Source organism: Pseudomonas sp. P7759, assembly GCF_013386445.1.
In the GTDB taxonomy this organism is placed as follows: domain Bacteria; phylum Pseudomonadota; class Gammaproteobacteria; order Pseudomonadales; family Pseudomonadaceae; genus Aquipseudomonas; species Aquipseudomonas azotoformans_A.
On sequence record NZ_JACART010000045.1, the window covers coordinates 71,449 to 89,486 of the forward strand.

The window sequence follows — 18,038 nt, forward strand, 5'->3', positions numbered from 1 at the left end:
ATTGTCTTCCTGGCGTCTCAAGCTATTCACCCTGGTATTGCCGAGCACTAGTATCGGGCAGGTTGCTACCTGTCCGTGACTTCTCGGAATGCAAGGGTGGACCGATATGAATACGAGCGGCGAAACACGAGTTGGAGGTGTCCTAGCTGGCTGGAATCATCTGGCGGTGACGGGCCCCGTGCAGATTCGTAATGCATCTGGTGCACGTATACAGCTTGCTTCGGGTGAGTGGTGCGATGACTACATCATGGGCTGGGGGTCCTGCTTTTTGGGGCACGACAGTATTGTTGTCCGTGATGCTCTTCAGCGTGCGCTGTCTCGTGGTTTTTTGCAGCAGTACGAAACTGAAGAGCACCACCGGTTGAGCGAGCTCTTTTGCGATGCCGTCCCCTGCGCGGAGAAGCTGCGCCTGGTTAACTCGGGCCTGGAAGCCACGATGTACGCAGTACGCGTTGCTCGCGCGGTTACGGGCCGACGATTGATCCTGAAATTCGAAGGTCACTTCCATGGCCTGAACGACGGTCTAACTTGGAACATTGACTCCTCAGTTCGATGCGGGGCTGTGCTGGAGTCGGGAGAGCTTGAGCGAGTAGAAGGTACTGTCGGGATTCCTGTGGCGTTTGGAGAATTGACGGTGCCGCTGCCCTGGAACGATCTGAGCGCGGTAAGAAAGGCGTTTGAAACGTACTCAGGTGATATCGCCGGGATCATTCTTGAACCGGTCGCCTTGAACATTGGCTGCATCAAACCCGACCATGGATTTCTTGAAGGTCTGCGAACTCTAGCGACAGAACACGGCGCCTTGCTGATCTTTGATGAGGTGTTGACTGGGTTTCGCGCGAACATCGGTGGCGCGCAATTGGACTATGGCGTAGTGCCCGATATTGCGGCCTTCGGCAAAGCCTTCGGTTGCGGTGTATCTATCGCCGGTCTCGCGGGCAAAGCTGAATACATGGACGTCATTGCACCACGAGGCCCTGTCCAGATCAGTGGTACCAATACAGGCCGCTATCTCTCGGTGGCAGCTGCCTTGGCCGTTCTGCAACATATGAAGGACGGTGCGGTGTATGAGTATGTCGCGCAATTGGACAGCCAGTTGAAGCAAGGCCTTGGTGAAGTCTTTGCCCGTCATGGCATACCGTGCTACCTCGACAGTTATGGCGGCAGGATTGGCGTGCATATCGGACGTACTGATCGTCCGCGCACGATGAGGGACATTGCGCAGACCTACCCAGTTGCGTTCGCCCGAGAGCTATTTGGCCTGTTGTCGACCGAGTATGGAATGTATGGCTTTCTGCTGCCCCAGGCTTACTGCCCCGAACCGGTGACACTCTCCGCGGCTCATACCCCCGACATGCTCGATGTAGCATGTGATCGCCTGGATGCAGCTCTGAAGAGGGTTGGATACCATGTTGGATGACGGTTTTGGCGACGTTCTGATCCGGCCGTTTACCGCCTGCGATATGACGCGAGTTCTTGAACTGGTTGCGCAGATAAGGTCGCAGGATGACCTGATGCAATCCGCACATGCACAGTTTTCAGCTGAGCTTGGCAGGCCACACGAAGGGCAAGTTCGCTTGGTCGCTACGTTCAAAGGGACAGTCGTAGGCACGATGGGTGCCGGTCCCGGTCCTTGGCCATCATCGCAGACGCTTTGGGCGGATTGGTTGGTCGTGGATGCAGACTACCGGCAGCGTGGGATTGCCACGTTGCTATACGCTCAAATCGAGGCACACGCGTTGCGTCAGGGGAAGGCGTACCTGTGCCTGGACATCGGAAATATTGATAGGGAACGTGCAGCCTATCTTTTTCACCAGCGCAACGGGTTTCAAGTTGTCGGTCAGATCCCCGACTACTGGGGGACGTCGGAGCACCTGCACATCATGGCTAAATATCTAAGGGCTGGGGCCTAGATTGTGATGTCTACAGTGCTGAACAACGTCAGTGAGCTGCTAGCCATTGCTCATGACTATCGAACCAGAGGCCTTGTTATTGGGTTGTGTCACGGCTGCTTCGACATCGTGCATGCGGGGCATATCCACCACCTGAAGCAGGCGAAAGCAATGGTGGATCGTCTCTTCGTGTCGGTCACGGCAGACGCGTTTGTCAACAAGGGGCCGCAGAGACCAATCTTTTCTGATCAGTGTCGTGTCGAGTTCTTGGCGGCAATCCGCTACTGCGATCACGCAATTATCAATAACGCGGCGACGGCGCAGTCCTTGATCGCAGTGCTTTCTCCCGACCTGTTCTTCAAGGGCGCCGATTACTGTGTCAGTGCTGACCCAAGGTTGCAGTCAGAGACGGCGGTCGTGGAAAGCAGTGGTGGCCGCGTGGTACTGACGGACAGCGCGGTGCTGGATTCAACAAGTCGACTTGCCCTGATCATTTCATCCATGGGGATGTGAAGTTGGTAGGTGTTATATGCAAACGCTGCTTTTGCTCGACCTCGACGGAACAATACTCGACACCCCTCATTACGAGGCATGGCGCAACGTTGCACGTCGGATTGAAGGGCAGGAACTGAGTTACGGGCAATACATTGCCTGCATCGCAGGACGGCCTCGACTGGAAGGTGCATCGCGTTTGTTGGCCTTGCAAAAGACCGTACCGAGCGAGGCGCAGAGTAGGTCAAGGTTGGTCTGTGCATTGGCAACATCCAAACAACGTGAGTTCATGCGGCTTTCGGAGCAGGCCGATTTGTTTGAGGACGCGTGGCGGCTGTTGTTGCGGATCCAAGTGGCAGACCAGCGCGTAAGGTTCTACACGGCTTCAAAGAATGCCCCCCGCCTGTTTGCTGCGGCATTGCGCAAGTCGGGTGTGTTGTGTGATCAGCAGATTGAGGTCGTGTGCCAGCAACCCGACCAGAGTCGAGAGGCATTATTCCATTTTTTGCTGGGCGACTTTGAGCCGGATGGGGTAACCCTGATTGACGACTCGCCGTACTCCGTCGACTTGGCCAGTTCTATGGGTATCAGAGCCTGTCAGGTACGGCGCAACGAACTACATCCTCTTGCGAGCAATCCGCGTTGCACCATTCTTGCCTCGCTGGATGAGCTCAGCATTCCACTCGCTGCTCCCCGGGAGGTGGTGATATGACGGATCAATCGATTGTGCTTGTCACGGGCGGGTCGGGGTACATCGGATCACGCCTGGTACCCAAGTTGTTGGCGGCCGGCTATAGGGTGAGGGTGTTGGATGCCGAGTACTTCATTAACGGACTGATGCCGTGGGTCACCCATCCGCGCTTTGAGTTCATCAAGGGCGATATCCGCGACCGACCCGCCATTGACGCTGCATTAAGCGGGGTTACCACGGTCGTTCACCTCGCTGCCGTTGCCAACGACCCGAGCTTTGCCTGCGATCCTGAGGTGAGCCGATCAATCAATATCGATTGCCTTCCCCATTTGATACGCAGCGCCAAGCACAGTGGGTGCAAACGCTTTATTTACGCTTCGTCAGCCAGTGTCTACGGGATCAGCGATGAGCCCAATGTCAACGAACATCAGCCCTGCGTTCCGATAACCGACTACAACCGCTACAAAGCTGAGGGCGAGTCAATTTTGTTTGGCTTGACTGACGCGTCGTTTGAAACGGTTGCGGTCAGAGCTGCAACCGTTTGTGGTTGGTCACCGAGGCAGCGGTTGGACCTAACGGTGAATATATTGACCGCCAGCGCATTAGCCCGACAGGAAATCACGGTCTTCGGTGGCGCGCAGTACAGGCCCAATATTCATATCGACGATCTCTGCAGGCTCTACACGATGCTCGTAAGGTGTGACTCGCTCGGTCAGCTCTGCGGGTGTGCAGTGAATGCGGGGGCCGATAACCGTACCATCTGCGATATCGCCGTTGAGGTGAAGCACATCGTTGAATGCTACTTCGGTGTATGCATTCCGATAAGGACCACGGCCTCCGATGATGTGCGCTCCTATCGGCTCGACTCGGCATTGGTGCAGAGGGCGTTGGGCTTTAAGTTTGTCTATACGGTGCGCGATGCGGTTCTTGAGATCTGTGAGCGTTACCAATCTGGCTGGTTTGGCGACAGTACGGACATTTTGACGGACCCGCGCTATCACAACGTTCGCAATATGCAGTGCTCCGATTGGTCTTTCTCTTCGGTAGAGCGGCGGTCGTGCTGATCGTTTCCTATGGCCTGCAACTGGAGCGAGTGTGTGAGCTCAACTCACACTCATGCGCCTTCGTGTCGTGCCTGGCAACGTTGGGTAATGGGCTGGTAGGGCTTCGTCCACACGTGCCTGACGCATCTGAGCGTGCCTTAAGGATGCAGCTATTGATGGCTGGGCTGTATGCCCCAGGTGTCGGGGTGGCGCGCGAGATCGTAGCACTGCCCGCGCCTCGAATTCTTCGGCTGTATGACGTGGATACCGGTGTGCTTGCTGCCGATGCTGACGAAGAGCCACCGAGGATAACGTTATCTATGGACAGCGCGTCTGTTAGCAGCACGCAGCAATTTCGAATCAGTGACTGCGTGCTTGAGCTAATGGTTCGGCAGTTTATTGATCGGCCCGATCAGCCAGCGATCTCTACTGTTATCAGCCTACGAAAGGTCGGAGGTAGAGGAGGGTTTCGACGTGTACGTATCGATTACGGCGTCGATGCCTGCGCGTTAAACGAGTACTTGGGGGCGTCACCCTGGTTAACGGCGCGGCACTATGAATTGGGTGCTTACCGTCGCCGGGGCGATGGGTTCGACGTCACAGTGCAAAGCGGGGAAAGAACACTTCGCTACGGCATCCAGATGCAATCGGCGCCAGCGCGCTTCAGCTCACTTGCTGTATGGGGGATTGAAAACGCCTGCTGCGCTGGGTCCGTGACCTTTGACTTCGCTAAGGTAGACCGGCAACTTCTATTCACCCGCTGGCAAATAAGCTCAGCGGCCGAAGTGGCTGTGCAACGTGCTCTGCATCCTGCACTCGGTATCGTCAAGGCCGAAGCCGATCACAGGCATCGTTGGGCAAAGATTTGGCAAGAGCACGATGTGACTATTGAGGCGCACGGTCATCCGGTTGAACTAGGCATCAGGTATGCCGTGTTTCAATTGTTACAGCAGGGGCTCGGGGCTCCGGAGTTTAAATCTGGCTTGATATCGCCAGCCCGGGGTCTTTCCAGTACTTATCACTCAGGGGCTACGTTTTTCGACACTGAGTTGCATAAATTCGAGTTCTGGTTGTGGAATGCGCCGGACGTGGCGCGGGCGCTGATCGACTTTCGCCACCGCACGTTGCAGGGGGCGTGGGATTTTGCCCGAGCCACGGGCTTTGCGGGTGCACGGTTTCCGGAAGCGTCCAACGATCTTGGGCTGGAGAATGGGCCTCGCTACGTCCTTTCATACCCGGGTGGCGAGGTCGCACGGGAATGGAGCGTCGATGAAGTGCTGCACATCTCCGCAGACGTGGCCTATGCCGTGGCGCGATATTGGGCAGCGACTGGTGATCAGGCGTATATGGAAGCAGCAGGGTACGCGCTTATCTCGGATTGCGCCCGATTTGCCGTGTCAGCGTTCAAATGGTCCGTTCAGAAGAGTGCCTATGTCATCGGGCCTGTGATGGGGCCTGACGAGTATCACTACCATGTCAATAACAGCTTTTTCACCAATTACCTGCTCCGGTGGTGCATTACCTATGCACTCTCTTGGGCCGATCGGGGTTTTCTTTCCGCCGTTCATGGCGATGAACTAAGCCAGTGGCGTAACGTCAGTAAGCAGGTGTATTTGCCATGGATGACCGCGGATGGGATCTCGATTCCTGAAGAGTTTGAGGGGTACGCCGATCTTCCCGAGGCTGAGCCACGAACCTGCAAGGGGCGGGGCCCGCGGTTCGCGGATGAGCTCGAACGAGTCGCGGCGCAACAGCTAATGAACTTTGATTCCAACGTGGTGAAGCAGGCGGATGTCATTCTTCTGATGTCGATGTTTGCGGACGATTTCCCTGATGAGGTGAAGCGTGCAGCCTTTAACTTCTACGAGCCTCGGACCGTTCACGAGTCCTCACTCAGTTACGGGCCTCACGCACGCGTTGCCGCCGATATCGGCGCCCTGGACAAGTGCGCTGACTTCATCACTAAGGCAAGCCGATACAACTTGGACTTCACCCCCACGGATGACTATTCCAACGGCCTGCATTTATCTGCCTATGCAGGTGCCTGGCAGGGGCTTGTACAGGGGGTAGCTGGGCTCCGTGTCGATGATGAATTGCTCTCTCTACACCCGAAGCTGCCTTCAGGTTGGCAAAGTTATCGGTTCGTGATCTGTTTTCGTGGGAAGCGCTTTTCCATCGATGTCAGGGCGCAAGGCGCAGCCCTCATCACCGTTGATGGAAAAGAACAGGCCACTACTCGAGATTCGAATGGGCGACTCTACATCGGAGGGGTGAAATGACATCGCTGATAGAGCGTGCGCAGCCCTACCGTAATGCATTGCGCGTGTCGCCATTTCGCAAGTTGCTGATTGGGCAGAGCCTGTCCATGGCGGGTGATGCGGTATGTTTGGCAGCTCTTCCTGTAGCACTGATCCGAACAGGTTTTGGCGTAGAAGTGTTCGGTTTTGTCATGGCGGCGGTAGGTGTCGGTACCATCTTCGGTGCGTGTTTAGGTGGGATGCTGGCTGACAGGCGTTCACCGAAGCGCATCTTGATGGGTACGGACGTCCTCCGGGGGCGATGCAAGTCGGAGCTACTTTGATCATTGTTGCTGGGGCGGCTTGGTGGTGGCTGGTTCTGGTCTACCTGATGTTTGGCGTCGGGATCGGTGCATCCCGTCCCTGCGCACAGGTCTTGCTGGTCAATTTACTTCCCAAAGAAGCCCTGGTGGCCGGCAATGGTGCAATGAGTTTTATCGACAATCTGGCGGCGGTAATTCTGCCAGCGACTGTCGGCGTGCTGATCATTCTCTGGGATCCCGTTTGGGGGATATTGATCGACGGCATTACCTTCTTTTGTGCTGCCATTTTTACTGCGTCCCTACCCGATATGGAGGCCCACGACAGCGATGAGATGCTGACTCTTCGTGCGGCTTTCAACGGCATGGCAGTCATCTGTCGCCACCCGACGTTAACGCTCGGCTTTGCGGCGACCTTGGTGGTTAACGTGTTGTGCTTTCCGGTGTTTCTTGTGGTGGCTCCCTATGCCGTGAGTGCTCGCTTTGGTGATGCCATGTGGGCCATTTGTTTGGCTGCATCGGGGGCTGGCGCGTGCATTGGGTCGGTGGTCACGGTGCTGGCCGCAGGTCATCAGCGTTTAAACGGGTTGGCAGTGATCAGTGGCCTGATATTGAGCGCTGCAATGGTGTTGCTAGGTATAGCAGGGGCAGCCTGGATTATAGTTTTGGGCGCCGTATTGGTGGGCTTCGTCGAGGCGTCGTGGCTAACGGGGTGGGCCACATCAATGCAGATACTTTCCCCGCAGAATGATTTGGGCAAGGTGGTTGCTATGGACACCTTCATCACCAATGGTGCGTACCCATTTATCTATCTTGGTAGTGGGCTGGTTGCTGGGGTAGTCGGCTACCCGGAGACACTGATCATCGTGGCCATTATCTGTGCAATGGGCACGGCTGGCGTGGCTTTAGCATCAGCTCTCCAGGCGTCTGGTAGTGGGAGGGTACCTAAATGATCCGGTGCAACGATGTCCAGGAACAGGCTCAGGATCTGACTGAGGCCTTCTTTGAACAGTGGCGTAACGTACTCTCGGCCGGAGATTTCATCTTGGGCGAAGAAGTCACGCGGTTTGAAACATGGCTGTCAGGACGCTGTAACGGGGCTCATGTTGTATCGATGAACTCTGGCACCGATGCGCTGATTCTGGCAATGCGTGCGGTAGGGGTAAGTGCGGGAGATGAGGTCATCACGTGCGCTAACACCTTCATCGCAACGGTGGGTGCGATAGTGGCCGTGGGGGCCTATCCGGTGTTGGCGGATGTGGAAGAAGACGAACTCATCAGCCTCCAGACGATAGAACCGTTACTGAGTGATCGCACTAAAGCGGTTGTGACGGTGCACCTGAGGGGAAGGCCAGTGGATATGGTCCCGATCACGGCTGCGTGCCGTGCACGCGACATCGCGGTGATTGAAGATTGCGCCCAAGCGATTGGCACTCTGATAGAGGGTCGTCAGGTGGGTACGTTTGGGGACGCTGCGGCCTTCTCGTTTCATCCCTTGAAGACCCTTGGCGGCTTAGGGGACGGGGGCGCACTTGTCACCACCAGCACGAAGATTGCTGAATACGCGCGGGGTCTGCGCAATCACGGGTTGAGATCCCGTGACGAAGCCTTCAGCTTTGGGCTCAATACACGGCTGGACGCTTTACAGGCGGTCGCGCTCAACATCAAAACTGAATACCTGGATCTGTGGTTGCAGCGGCGTCGGGCGATCGCCACCTACTATGATGCTGTACTCGCCGACACAGCCACAGGATCAGACCTTGGCCGAGGCAAGGCGGGTAGCGCTTATTACCACTATGTAGTCAGATCACAGCGGCGTAACGAACTGCAGCAGTACCTCGCACATAAGGGTATCCAGGCCGCTGTTCACTATCCGACGCCCATTCATTGCCAGCGAGCCTGGCTAGATTCCAGGTCGGCTGTGGCCCTTCCTGTGACGGAACGCCTGGCGAAAGAAATATTGACGCTTCCTTGTCACCCGCATCTTTCGGACAGTGATGTTGAAAAGATTGCGGTAGCTATACGGGACTTCGATCTGAAATAGAGCAGAGTGCTTGGCACGATGGGTCAAGGCTGCACGAGAGGCGAGCACTCAAGCGCCGATGCCAACAACCACTGCCTGAGTCGCTCGACCGGGGCGCGTAACGGCGATTGATCACTGTGCACCAGGTAATAGCCTTTACCGACCGTCAGAGCCGCCTCGAACACTTGCACCAATTGGCCTTGTTCGAGTGCGTCTTCGACCAGCCACGGGCTGGTCAGCACCAGGCCTTGGCCCCGCCGGGCCGCATCGATGGCCAGTTCCGGTTGATCGAATCGAATGCCGGTGCCAACTTCGGTATTGCCAAGGCCGACCTGGGTCAGCCAGTTGGGCCAATGCGCGTGCGATGTGGTGTAGAGGAGCGTCATGCGCTTTAGGTCGGCCAGCGTGCGCAACCGCAAGCGTTCGCGATAGCTCGGGCTGCAATACACCCTCACTTCATCGTGCCGCAGCAACTCGGCGACCAGCCCCTGAACCAGCCCATCGCAATGGCGCACCGCAAGGTCAAATCCATCGTGCGTGACGTCGACCAGCTCGGTGCTGGCGCTCAGGTGCAACTTGAGTTGCGTGTCTTGGTCGATGAGGGTCGGCATTCGCCTAGCGAACCACGAATTGGCGAAGGCGGGCGGCAGACTCAGGCGCACGCCTTGGTCCTGGCGATTGCGTAGGGCGAGGCTGGCGTTCTCCAGCTGTATCAGCGCGGGTTGCACCTGGTCCCAGTAGCTGAGTGCGGCCTGAGTGGGGTGCAACTTGCGCACACTGCGCGTGAACAACGCCACACCCAGCCACGCCTCCAACTTGCGCACCTGTTGCCCCACGGCTCCTGGCGTGACGCACATCTGCTCGGCGGCCAGCAGCGCACTGCCGGTGCGCATGACCGCGTCGAAACAGGCGATGGCTTTGAGGGGGATATCCGGTTTCATGGCGCAGTTTTTCTCTTCCATACAACGAAAAACGATGGTTTGTCACGGGGTGGGGCGTGCCCGGAAAATCAATGGCTATTAACCCTGATGAGAGGACTGAACATGCCCGTTGTACGCGTAACCTGGTTCGACGACAAACCTCAAGCTGCCAAAGTGCAGGTGGCTGCTGAGATTACCCAAACACTGATCAAGCATACCGGGGTAGACCCCAAGTGGGTCCACGTTGTGTTTGAGGACGTCCCGGCACGTAACTGGGCGGTGGCCGGGGAGCTGTTCGAGCCGGGGCTCTGACCTTGAGGAGCGAGCGATGAATGTCCTGATTGTTTACGCACATCCCGAGCCTCGATCCTTCAATGGCGCGCTCAAAAACTGTGCGGTCGAGGTGTTGAGCGCGCAAGGGCACGAGGTTCGAGTCAGCGATTTGTATGCGCTCGACTGGAAGCCGAGCCTGGACGCTGATGACATCACCACCCCACGTGTAGACGCCGGCTTTCTAAACCTGGCGGCCGAGCAAGAAAACATGTTCGCCCATGGCCGCTCCACGTTTGATGTGGAGCAGGAGCAGTCAAAAATTTTGTGGTGCGATGTGCTGATCTTTCAGTTCCCGATCTGGTGGTTTTCGATGCCCGCCATTCTCAAAGGCTGGGTTGATCGCACCATGACCCGTGGCTTTGCCTACGCCTCTGGCGAGAAATACGACAACGGCAAATTCAAGGGGCGCAGGGCTATGGTCTGCATCACGACCGGGACTGCCGAGAGCCTGTATCAGCCGGATGGGATTGACGGGAGCATCCACCACATTCTATGGCCGATTCATAACGGGATCTTCCGTTACCTGGGGTTTGACGTATTGCCGCCGTACGTGGCCTGGATGCCGGGCAATGTGTCCGAGGGCGAGCGTAAAACCTATCTTGAGGATTACGCCGCGGTGTTGAAGGGAATCGATAAGGTGACACCGTTGTTCTTTCATCCCCGTGCAGACTACGGCGGTGATCAGCGCTTGAAACCTGGGGTTGTGGCGCGCTCAGGTTTCCAGTGGAACCCACGGGCAGGCCAGGCCCATCACCAGGCCGCTGACACCTTCACTTGAGCGCCGGGCGCTGGCGGTGAAGGTGTCTTGCCGCAGATTTACCTGGCCCTGACGCGCGGTGCATACGGTAACAGAAAGACCAGCGCCAGCCCCGCCAACGACAGCATCCCCAACCAGCCCACCGGGCCCATGGCCCAGCCCCAGGCCATCACGTTACAGCCCAGGCTGGCGATCAGTGCCAGCCAGCGTGTGCCACGCAATACTTTCAGTACGGGTGTGGCGGGCGCCGGCCGGCCAAGTGCTTTGTAGTTGCGTGCAAGGCCCAGGCATAGACTCGTCATACCGAGGCAGGCCAGTAGAAGCCCGGTAATCAAGGCTACGTTCATGTCAGTGCGCCTCTTTGATGGTCGGACTTTATCGGGCGCGGGCGGCTCGGTTGCCCGAGTTTCCAGCAGGCCGCAGCAAGCATGAGGCCAAGCGCCACGCTGGTGATTTCCAGTGCAAGGGCATGCCCTCGGTTTGCACCTAGCAGGTTCAACAGCGGCAAGCCCATGCACAGCACCGCTGCCAACCCCAGCTGTTCGCGCCAGGCCGCTTGCCACGGGCGTGCGATGGCATGGCCCAGGCTCAACAGCCAGGCCAGGAAAAACACCCGAACTTCCCACATGCCGCGTGCGCTCAGTTCCACGGGCAGCAGGCGGTTGGCCCAGAGCAGGGCGACGCATGCCACGCCAAGCCCGGCGACCACCGCGATGTTGAGGCGCTCTGCGGCGTGATACAGCCACGTGCCAAGGATGCCTTCACTGTCATGGCGTCTGCGGCGCTTGACGGTAAACAGCACCAGGCCCGTGGCAATCATCGCGCAACTGACCCAGCCGCAGATGAAATACAGCCAGCGCATCGGGTAGCCGCCAAATTGTGCGAAATGCAGACCGGCCATGACCTTTTGCGTCAGCAGGCTGGCACGGCTGTCTGTCGGTGCACGCAGCACGTTGCCGCTCACGCCATCAAAGACCATGCTCATGCCCTTGGTCAGCTCGATGCGATTGCCCAGCACCGGTCGTGCTTCGATGCGTGCATCACTGCGCCCAGGATTCTGGATAGACAAGCCGGCGACCGGGCCCATGACGCGCTCGGCCTCGGCCAGCACGGGCGCCAACGCGGTCAGGGGCGCGGCGCTGACGGCTGTCGGTGGGCGCTGGCCCTGGCGGCCGCCGTGTTGTTCCGCTGGCGCGCCGCGCATCGCACGGTTGACGGCGTCACGGTCGCCGCCGAACAGGGCGTCTGCCGCCGCCGGCATATAGATCAGGTAGAAAATCACCAGCCCGGTGTAGGTGATCATCAAGTGAAACGGCAATACCAACACGGCGCTGGCGTTGTGCGCATCCAGCCACGAGCGTTGGCCCTTGGCGGGGCGGAAAGTGAAGAACTCCTTGAAGATTTTCTTGTGGATCACAATGCCGCTGACCAGTGCTACCAGCATCGCCATGGCTGCCAGGCCGGTGAGCCAGATGCCGATATTACGCGGCAGGTTAAGGGTGAAGTGAAAGCGAAAAAAGAACCCGCCGCCGGCGGTTTCGCGCACATCCAGCAGTTCGCCGGTGGTGGGGTCGAGGGTCTTGCCGCCGCCGCGCCGTTGCTCACCGCTGGACACGGTCAACTCAGGTGAGCGCGCGGTGGGCAGCCCGATATTCCAGGCACTCGCATCCGGTGCCTGCGCCTGTAGATACGCCAGCGCGACCTGCGCGGCTTCGCCCTGGCTAAGGTTGTGGGCGGGAATCTCCGGCTGCATCCAGCCATCGATTTCTTTATCGAATACCGCCAGGGTGCCGGTCAGGAAAATTGCAAACAGCAGCCAACCCAACAGCAGGCCGCTCCAGGTATGCAACCAGGACAAGGCTTGGGTAATGGTCTTGGTTTTCATCGCAATAACTCCAGCCCATTCGACCAGAAGCCTATGGCCGCCAACGGCAGTGCCAGGCTCAACCCGGCCCAGGCGCGGGTGGCGCTGCGGCAGGCGAATGCCCACAGGATGGCCAGCGTGTACACCGCAAACGACAGCAGGCTGGCGATGATCATGGCGTCGATCTTGCCCAGCGGCAGCAGGCGCGCCAAGGCGGCGGTAAAGGCATAGGTGAACAGATAGCCGCCCAGCAGGGCGGCGGCGATTCGGGACAACATCGGCCAGTAATGGGAGGGTGTTTTCATCCGGCTTGCTCATCAGGTGCCCCGTGGTGGGCCGGGGACGTTTTATCGGTATGGGTACACACAAACGCCCAGCCGGCGAGCCGGCTGGGCGATGAGTGGGGCTTCAATGGGCGTTAGAACGAGGTCGTGACAGACGCATACACAGCACGCCCCGGTTCGTTGTACGTACTGGCCCCGGCACTGGTGCCCGCACCTTCGCGGTACACGCGCTTGTCGAAAATATTGCTGACGCCGGCGCCGAACGACAGGTGCTTGTTCAGTTCATACGTGCCGCCCACCCCCCAGATGTGGTACGGGTCGAGCGTCTTCATCTCGTTGGCGGCGGTGACCTCGACGGCCCGTGTCGGGTTGTAGTCACGCGGTTCCTGCTTGCCGTAGTAGGTGCCGGTCAGGCTCAAGGCCAGGGCCTCGGTGACCTGCCAATCGAGCATGGTGTTGACGGTGTATTTGGGCACTACCGACAACGGGTTGCCGTCGCTGTCGGTGTTGTCCTGCATATAGGTGAAGTTGGTGTTCCAGCTCAGCGTTTCACCCTGTTCGCCCAGCAACGGCACACCGACACTGCCTTCCCAACCCTTGACCACCGCATCAGTGGCGTTGTCCCACTGGAGGATCGGCTCATTGGCGGCGGTACGGCCGACTTCACTGTTGGAGGAGACGATCTTGCTGTCGTAGTCATTGCGGAAATACGTCAGGCTGGCGGTCCAGCCGTCACGCGCAAAGCTCAGGCCCAGCTCTTTGTTGATGCTGATTTCCGGGTCCAGGTTGGCGTTGCCCAGTACATAGCAGCCGCTGGCGTTCAGGCTCGGCGCGCAGCCGTTGCCGTTGCTGCGGTACAGGTAATTGGGGTTGGACTGGTACAGGTTTGGCGCCTTGAACGCACGGGCAATACCGCCTTTGAGCGTGAGGTCGTCGGTCAGCTTGTAGGAGCTGTTGAGGCTTGGGCTCCAGTTGGCGCCGAACTGGTCGTGATGGTCCAGGCGCAGGCCGGGAGTTAGGAACCATTTGGGCGTCAGCTCGATATTGTCTTCGAGAAACACCGCCATGATGGTTGCGTCCATGCGGGTGGAGCGGGCACCGGCAGCGGAGTTGGGCAGGGTGGTGCCGATGGCGCGGTCGAAAGTGCTGGGGTCGTCCAGCTCCTGGCGGTTCCATTCCGAGCCGAGTGTAAGGGTCTGCGGCAGCAGTACTTCCAGCGGGATGTTCAGCTCGCCTTGAAGCAGGTAGCTGTTGTAGGTGCTGGTGCTTTTATCGGCATTCGCACTGATGTCGCCGTCGACCGAACCGGTCTGGCCTTCCAGCAAGCGGTTGTTGCGGGTTTTTTCGTATTGCGCCAAGACTTTTGAGGTGCCAAATGCCCAGTCGCCGCGATGGGTGACCGAGAAATTCTGTCGATACATCGTGTTGGTTTCGCGACCCAACCATTTATTGATGGTGCTGCCAGGGGTCAACGAGTCGGTGCCGCCGGTACCCACATCACCGGTGTAGATATTGCCCTGGCGACTGAAACCGGCCTCGAAATCGAGGGTTTGCTGTTCATTCAGCTCCCAGCTCAACAGACCATTGAGGTCTTTGTTGCGTACGCCTTCGCGGCCGGCGGCCAGGGATGCACCGGACGCGGTGTCGGTGTTGGCCTGGTTGATGTCGGCATCATCGGCATCGGTCTTGTTCAGGTTGCCGTAGACACGGAAAGTCAGCGCCTCGGTCAACGGCCCGGCGAGGCTGAAGGTGGTGCGTTTGGTCACGCCTTCGGCATCGTCTTCGGGCATATTGGTGAACGCAGAAATCGAGCCGGTGAGGGCCTGGGTCGGGCGCTTGGTGATGATGTTGACCACGCCGCCCATGGAGCCCGAACCGTAGCGCGCAGCGGCCGGGCCGCGCAGCACTTCGATGCTTTCGACTTCGTTGGCGGGCACCCAGTTGCTGTCGCCACGGGTATCGCGTTCGCCCGAGCGGGTGTAGCGCACCGAGTTGCGCGAGGTCACCGGTTTGCCGTCAATCAGGATCAGCGTGTTTTCCGGGCCCATGCCGCGCAGGTCGATCTGGCGGTTATTGCCCCGGGTGCCGCTGGCGCTGTTGCCGGTCAGGTTGACCCCTGGCATTTTGCGGATGATTTCCGACAGGTCGTTGACGGGCGGGCGTTTGTTGATGTCTTCAGCGGTGATGATCGAGACCCCGGATGCCTGCTTCAGCTCTTCTTCGGCGGTGGCCACTACATGGGTATCACCCAACACGAGCGCCGTGTCCGGCGCCTCAGGCGTTGAGACGGCCGTGTCGGCGAGCAGGGTGCCAGGGGCGCAGGCCATCAGCGCCACGACGAGATGCTTGAGTTTGAACCTGGGGTACATCGATAACACTCCTTAGGTGATCAGACCGATGGAGCGTGAGCGTCTCGTGTAGGAGGGGGCGCTCACCCTGTGTCTCCAAGGGTGGCGCAAATAGTAGTTATTCCCAACTGAGAGTAAATCTGATTTACATTTTATACACTTGGCAGCCTTAGGTTCATGCGCAAGCCGCTGCCGGTGTTGCTGGCCCACAGCTCTGCACCTTGCAATTGCACGACGCTGCGCGCAATCGACAGGCCCAGGCCAAAGCCGCTACCGCCGGGGCGTGCGGCATTGAGGCGACTGAAGGGCTGGAAGATATGTTCGAGCATATCCTCAGCCACACCAGGGCCTTGATCCTCGATCCACACGTGCCACCCGGTTTCATCCTGCACACCAGCCAGTGTCACCGTGCCGCCTGGCGGGGAGTGACGGATGGCGTTGCGCAGGATATTTTCCAACGCCTGGGCCAAGCCGTTGAGATTACCCAACACGCGGCAATCTGCTGGCAGTTCACAGGGGAAGCGCTCCATGGGCAACCCGCTTTCGAAGCTCGCGTCGGCGCACACCACGTCCCACAGCTGGTCCAGCTCCACCGGTTCCAGCGTCGGGGCCGGGCGGTCCGTGTCGAGCCATACCAGTTCCAGGGTGTCGCCGATCAGTTGGTCCATGCCGCGTACTTCGCGTTCGAGGCGCTGGCGCATCGCGTGCATATCCTGCTCGCGTTCGCCGGCCACTCGCAGGCGACTCAGGGGCGTGCGTAACTCGTGGGAGAGGTCGCGCATCAAGCGGCGTTGCAAGGTGAGGGTGCTCTCCAGCCGTTCGGCCATGTGATCGAACGCGCGAGCCAGGTCACCCAGCTCGTCCCGACGCTTGGCCATGGCTGGCCCTACGCGTGCGCCCAGGTCGCCGGCGCTCAGTGCGGTGGCCTGGCGTCGCAGCAGCACCACCGGCGCAATCAGCACGCGGTACAACATAAAACCCAGCAGCAGTGCCAGGCTGGCGGGCAGCACCCATTGCAGCATGATGTCCCAGAGCTTCAGGTGTTTACGCGGGTCAAAGCGCTTGGGCAGTTCCATCACCAGCCGTGAATGGCCATCGCTTAAGCCCACAAAAAAGGTCGGCCGGCTGCCGGGCCGGCCGACGGTCCATTCCAGGGGGCGGACGAAGTCGAGTTTGCGCCGCTCTTGCTCGCTCAGGGGCGTGGAAGACAGTGAATGCTGGTGTTCATCCACCACCACCGCCCAGACATTTTCGCGTTCACGCAAGGCGCGTAAAAACCCGTCCACACCTTGGGGACCCTGGGCTTCCATCGCAGTTTCGGCTTGCCGTGCGTAGGTGCGATAGGCGAGCTTTGCAGCGTCAGGCAGTAACGCTGTCGCCTCGCGCACGCGCTTGCTCAGGTCGGCCTGCAGGCTGATCACCAGCAGGCACAACAGTGCAAGCACCCCGGTCAATTTCCACAGCAGCGAATGCCGGCCAGGCAGCTTCATGACGGTAGCGGCGTGAGCAAATAACCCATGCCGCGCACGGTTTCAATGCGCCCGGCGGTGTAGCCGATGGCCTGCAATTTGCGCCGAACCCGGCTGACGTGCATGTCCAGGCTGCGGTCATGTTGGGAATAGGCACGGTGCATAACCTGCTGATAGAGGAAGGCTTTGCTCAAGGTTTCGCCGGAGTGTTGGACCAGGGTTTCCAGCACCCGATACTCCGTAGTGGTCAGATTGGCCCAGGCGTCCTCGCGGCACACATCCGCCCGATGTTCGTCGAACACCAACTGCGGGTGTTGGGTGATAGGCGCCAAGCGCTCCTGCTCGTAAGCGACGCGGCGCAGGATCGCGTCAATGCGCACGTCCATTTCCAACATGCTGAAGGGTTTGGGCAAGTAGTCGTCTGCGCCCTGGCTGAAGCCAGTGATACGGTCCTGTTCGGCGCCCAAGGCCGACATCAGGATCACCGGGATGCGCTGGCGTTGACGCAACTGCGCCAATACCTGCAGGCCGCTACTGCCGGGCAGCATGATGTCCATCAGGATCAAATCGAAGCGCTCTTCGCGCAGCAGATCGAGGATGTGCCCGCCGTCCTGCCGCACCGTGACCGAAAACCCGCGTTGTACCAAATGGCTATCGAGGTCGGCAGCGAGTATCGGGTCATCCTCGATCGCGAGAATGCGTGTGGCGGTAGACGGAAGGGAGGCGACTAACATGTAAAGCCTGCAAATGAGAATGATTATAAAGAGCCATCCTAACCAAAAGCCGCGCACATTCCTATTCAGCGGGGTCAGGGGCCTCAAAACCAACGGCCCATTGCCGTTGGAACGACGGGATGGACTGCTAATGGCATGCAGTGTTGCTCGGGCACGTACCCGGCGTCGTCATAGCCCATCCCGCTGGCGGCATTGGGCGTTTGAGCATTGCGCTTGAATCCGTTGCCGTTTTCCAGGTTCGACGGGCTGACGTTGAATGCACCGATTTGCGCGTACACCTCGTCACTTAAACTCATGACGGCTGTAACCGACGCGCAGGCTGGACGCGGTTTTGCCAAGATAACCCATCTTGATATCGACGCCCTGCTTGAGCAGGTCGGTGCGCAGGCCGCCCCAGTGGCTGGTCATCCACGGCGAATCGGCGGCGAAGGCTTTGGCTAGGGTCGGTAATTGCCTTCCGTCAGGCCGGCCGTGGTTATACTAGAACGGCAGGGGATGAGGCTCGCTACATGGGCTTGCTATGCTCAAACAAGCAGTCCAGAATCCTGTCCATCGAAAGCGTTTGATCTCAAGCGGTTGAAACGCTTTCAACGGGATAGATGAGCTGTAAATGACCCGTTTCCCGCTCCAA

The 18,038-nt window shown here is 58.9% G+C and carries 20 protein-coding genes; 11 read left to right on the forward strand and 9 right to left on the reverse strand.

Annotation, left to right across the window (positions count from 1 at the left end; translation table 11 throughout):
* Positions 1–106 precede the first annotated feature (106 nt).
* The 9 genes from HX823_RS25620 (at position 107) to HX823_RS25655 (ending at position 8,719) form a co-directional block, all read left to right on the forward strand.
* The gene (locus tag HX823_RS25620) at positions 107–1,420 is read left to right on the forward strand and encodes an aspartate aminotransferase family protein (RefSeq protein ID WP_177077273.1); all 1,314 of its coding nucleotides are present in this window, start codon (positions 107–109) and stop codon (positions 1,418–1,420) included.
* Positions 1,410–1,913: a GNAT family N-acetyltransferase gene (locus HX823_RS25625; protein ID WP_177077275.1), complete on the forward strand. Its 504-nt coding sequence runs from the start codon at positions 1,410–1,412 to the stop codon at positions 1,911–1,913. Before HX823_RS25620 ends, HX823_RS25625 begins: the two co-directional genes overlap by 11 nt.
* Positions 1,914–1,919: 6 nt before the next feature.
* Complete coding sequence (locus HX823_RS25630) at positions 1,920–2,405, forward strand: adenylyltransferase/cytidyltransferase family protein (RefSeq protein WP_177077277.1); 486 nt, start codon at positions 1,920–1,922, stop codon at positions 2,403–2,405.
* Positions 2,406–2,421: 16 nt separating this feature from the next.
* A complete protein-coding gene (locus HX823_RS25635) occupies positions 2,422–3,096 on the forward strand; it encodes a hypothetical protein (RefSeq protein WP_177077279.1) in 675 nt (224 codons plus the stop codon).
* The gene (locus HX823_RS25640; RefSeq protein WP_177077281.1) at positions 3,093–4,139 is read left to right on the forward strand and encodes an NAD(P)-dependent oxidoreductase; all 1,047 of its coding nucleotides are present in this window, start codon (positions 3,093–3,095) and stop codon (positions 4,137–4,139) included. The genes HX823_RS25635 and HX823_RS25640 overlap by 4 nt, the downstream gene beginning before the upstream one ends.
* A 155-nt stretch (positions 4,140–4,294) precedes the next feature.
* Positions 4,295–6,397, forward strand: coding sequence for a glycosyl hydrolase family 65 protein (locus HX823_RS25645; RefSeq protein ID WP_218170015.1), 2,103 nt, complete (start codon positions 4,295–4,297; stop codon positions 6,395–6,397).
* A complete protein-coding gene (locus HX823_RS32065; protein ID WP_256350255.1) occupies positions 6,394–6,699 on the forward strand; it encodes a hypothetical protein in 306 nt (101 codons plus the stop codon). Before HX823_RS25645 ends, HX823_RS32065 begins: the two co-directional genes overlap by 4 nt.
* Complete coding sequence (locus tag HX823_RS25650; protein ID WP_256350256.1) at positions 6,696–7,628, forward strand: MFS transporter; 933 nt, start codon at positions 6,696–6,698, stop codon at positions 7,626–7,628. Before HX823_RS32065 ends, HX823_RS25650 begins: the two co-directional genes overlap by 4 nt.
* Positions 7,625–8,719 (forward strand): DegT/DnrJ/EryC1/StrS aminotransferase family protein, encoded by a 1,095-nt coding sequence (locus HX823_RS25655; protein ID WP_177077283.1) that lies wholly within the window; start codon positions 7,625–7,627, stop codon positions 8,717–8,719. The genes HX823_RS25650 and HX823_RS25655 overlap by 4 nt, the downstream gene beginning before the upstream one ends.
* A 23-nt stretch (positions 8,720–8,742) precedes the next feature.
* Here HX823_RS25655 and HX823_RS25660 read toward each other — a convergent pair whose 3' ends face one another.
* Positions 8,743–9,639, reverse strand: coding sequence for a LysR substrate-binding domain-containing protein (locus HX823_RS25660; RefSeq protein ID WP_256350257.1), 897 nt, complete (start codon positions 9,637–9,639; stop codon positions 8,743–8,745).
* 102 nt (positions 9,640–9,741) lie between these two features.
* Between HX823_RS25660 and HX823_RS25665 the strand changes: the two genes are divergently transcribed.
* Both HX823_RS25665 and HX823_RS25670 read left to right on the forward strand, forming a co-directional pair.
* Positions 9,742–9,930 carry a 4-oxalocrotonate tautomerase family protein gene (locus HX823_RS25665; protein ID WP_177077285.1) on the forward strand — a complete coding sequence of 63 codons (189 nt, stop codon included), beginning with the start codon at positions 9,742–9,744 and terminating at the stop codon, positions 9,928–9,930.
* A gap of 16 nt (positions 9,931–9,946) precedes the next feature.
* Positions 9,947–10,729, forward strand: a complete 783-nt coding sequence (locus tag HX823_RS25670) for an NAD(P)H-dependent oxidoreductase (RefSeq protein ID WP_177077287.1) — start codon at positions 9,947–9,949, stop codon at positions 10,727–10,729.
* A gap of 38 nt (positions 10,730–10,767) precedes the next feature.
* Here HX823_RS25670 and HX823_RS25675 read toward each other — a convergent pair whose 3' ends face one another.
* The 8 genes from HX823_RS25675 to HX823_RS32070 form a co-directional block, all read right to left on the reverse strand.
* The gene (locus HX823_RS25675; protein WP_177077289.1) at positions 10,768–11,055 is read right to left on the reverse strand and encodes a DUF3325 domain-containing protein; all 288 of its coding nucleotides are present in this window, start codon (positions 11,053–11,055) and stop codon (positions 10,768–10,770) included.
* Positions 11,052–12,593: a PepSY domain-containing protein gene (locus tag HX823_RS25680; protein ID WP_177077291.1), complete on the reverse strand. Its 1,542-nt coding sequence runs from the start codon at positions 12,591–12,593 to the stop codon at positions 11,052–11,054. Before HX823_RS25680 ends, HX823_RS25675 begins: the two co-directional genes overlap by 4 nt.
* On the reverse strand, positions 12,590–12,877 hold the full coding sequence (locus tag HX823_RS25685) for a DUF3649 domain-containing protein (RefSeq protein WP_177077293.1): 288 nt from the start codon (positions 12,875–12,877) through the stop codon (positions 12,590–12,592). The genes HX823_RS25680 and HX823_RS25685 overlap by 4 nt, the downstream gene beginning before the upstream one ends.
* 113 nt (positions 12,878–12,990) lie before the next feature.
* Positions 12,991–15,225 (reverse strand): TonB-dependent siderophore receptor, encoded by a 2,235-nt coding sequence (locus tag HX823_RS25690; RefSeq protein WP_177077295.1) that lies wholly within the window; start codon positions 15,223–15,225, stop codon positions 12,991–12,993.
* 131 nt (positions 15,226–15,356) lie between these two features.
* The gene (locus HX823_RS25695; protein ID WP_177077297.1) at positions 15,357–16,694 is read right to left on the reverse strand and encodes a sensor histidine kinase; all 1,338 of its coding nucleotides are present in this window, start codon (positions 16,692–16,694) and stop codon (positions 15,357–15,359) included.
* Complete coding sequence (locus tag HX823_RS25700; protein WP_177077299.1) at positions 16,691–17,407, reverse strand: response regulator transcription factor; 717 nt, start codon at positions 17,405–17,407, stop codon at positions 16,691–16,693. The genes HX823_RS25695 and HX823_RS25700 overlap by 4 nt, the downstream gene beginning before the upstream one ends.
* Positions 17,408–17,490: 83 nt before the next feature.
* On the reverse strand, positions 17,491–17,703 hold the full coding sequence (locus HX823_RS25705) for a hypothetical protein (RefSeq protein ID WP_177077301.1): 213 nt from the start codon (positions 17,701–17,703) through the stop codon (positions 17,491–17,493).
* A complete protein-coding gene (locus tag HX823_RS32070) occupies positions 17,690–17,815 on the reverse strand; it encodes a hypothetical protein (protein WP_256350261.1) in 126 nt (41 codons plus the stop codon). The genes HX823_RS25705 and HX823_RS32070 overlap by 14 nt, the downstream gene beginning before the upstream one ends.
* Positions 17,816–18,038: the final 223 nt, after the last annotated feature.

Bases quoted from the DNA above. Each gene is read 5' to 3' on its own strand.
- HX823_RS25620 (WP_177077273.1), top strand. From the start codon at position 107: ATGAATACGAGCGGCGAAACACGAGTTGGAGGTGTCCTAGCTGGCTGG.
- HX823_RS25625 (WP_177077275.1), top strand. From the start codon at position 1,410: ATGTTGGATGACGGTTTTGGCGACGTTCTGATCCGGCCGTTTACCGCC.
- HX823_RS25630 (WP_177077277.1), top strand. From the start codon at position 1,920: ATGTCTACAGTGCTGAACAACGTCAGTGAGCTGCTAGCCATTGCTCAT.
- HX823_RS25635 (WP_177077279.1), top strand. From the start codon at position 2,422: ATGCAAACGCTGCTTTTGCTCGACCTCGACGGAACAATACTCGACACC.
- HX823_RS25640 (WP_177077281.1), top strand. From the start codon at position 3,093: ATGACGGATCAATCGATTGTGCTTGTCACGGGCGGGTCGGGGTACATC.
- HX823_RS25645 (WP_218170015.1), top strand. From the start codon at position 4,295: ATGGCTGGGCTGTATGCCCCAGGTGTCGGGGTGGCGCGCGAGATCGTA.
- HX823_RS32065 (WP_256350255.1), top strand. From the start codon at position 6,394: ATGACATCGCTGATAGAGCGTGCGCAGCCCTACCGTAATGCATTGCGC.
- HX823_RS25655 (WP_177077283.1), top strand. From the start codon at position 7,625: ATGATCCGGTGCAACGATGTCCAGGAACAGGCTCAGGATCTGACTGAG.
- HX823_RS25660 (WP_256350257.1), bottom strand. From the start codon at position 9,639: ATGAAACCGGATATCCCCCTCAAAGCCATCGCCTGTTTCGACGCGGTC.
- HX823_RS25665 (WP_177077285.1), top strand. From the start codon at position 9,742: ATGCCCGTTGTACGCGTAACCTGGTTCGACGACAAACCTCAAGCTGCC.
- HX823_RS25670 (WP_177077287.1), top strand. From the start codon at position 9,947: ATGAATGTCCTGATTGTTTACGCACATCCCGAGCCTCGATCCTTCAAT.
- HX823_RS25675 (WP_177077289.1), bottom strand. From the start codon at position 11,055: ATGAACGTAGCCTTGATTACCGGGCTTCTACTGGCCTGCCTCGGTATG.
- HX823_RS25680 (WP_177077291.1), bottom strand. From the start codon at position 12,593: ATGAAAACCAAGACCATTACCCAAGCCTTGTCCTGGTTGCATACCTGG.
- HX823_RS25685 (WP_177077293.1), bottom strand. From the start codon at position 12,877: ATGAAAACACCCTCCCATTACTGGCCGATGTTGTCCCGAATCGCCGCC.
- HX823_RS25690 (WP_177077295.1), bottom strand. From the start codon at position 15,225: ATGTACCCCAGGTTCAAACTCAAGCATCTCGTCGTGGCGCTGATGGCC.
- HX823_RS25695 (WP_177077297.1), bottom strand. From the start codon at position 16,694: ATGAAGCTGCCTGGCCGGCATTCGCTGCTGTGGAAATTGACCGGGGTG.
- HX823_RS25700 (WP_177077299.1), bottom strand. From the start codon at position 17,407: ATGTTAGTCGCCTCCCTTCCGTCTACCGCCACACGCATTCTCGCGATC.
- HX823_RS25705 (WP_177077301.1), bottom strand. From the start codon at position 17,703: ATGAGTTTAAGTGACGAGGTGTACGCGCAAATCGGTGCATTCAACGTC.
- HX823_RS32070 (WP_256350261.1), bottom strand. From the start codon at position 17,815: ATGACCAGCCACTGGGGCGGCCTGCGCACCGACCTGCTCAAGCAGGGC.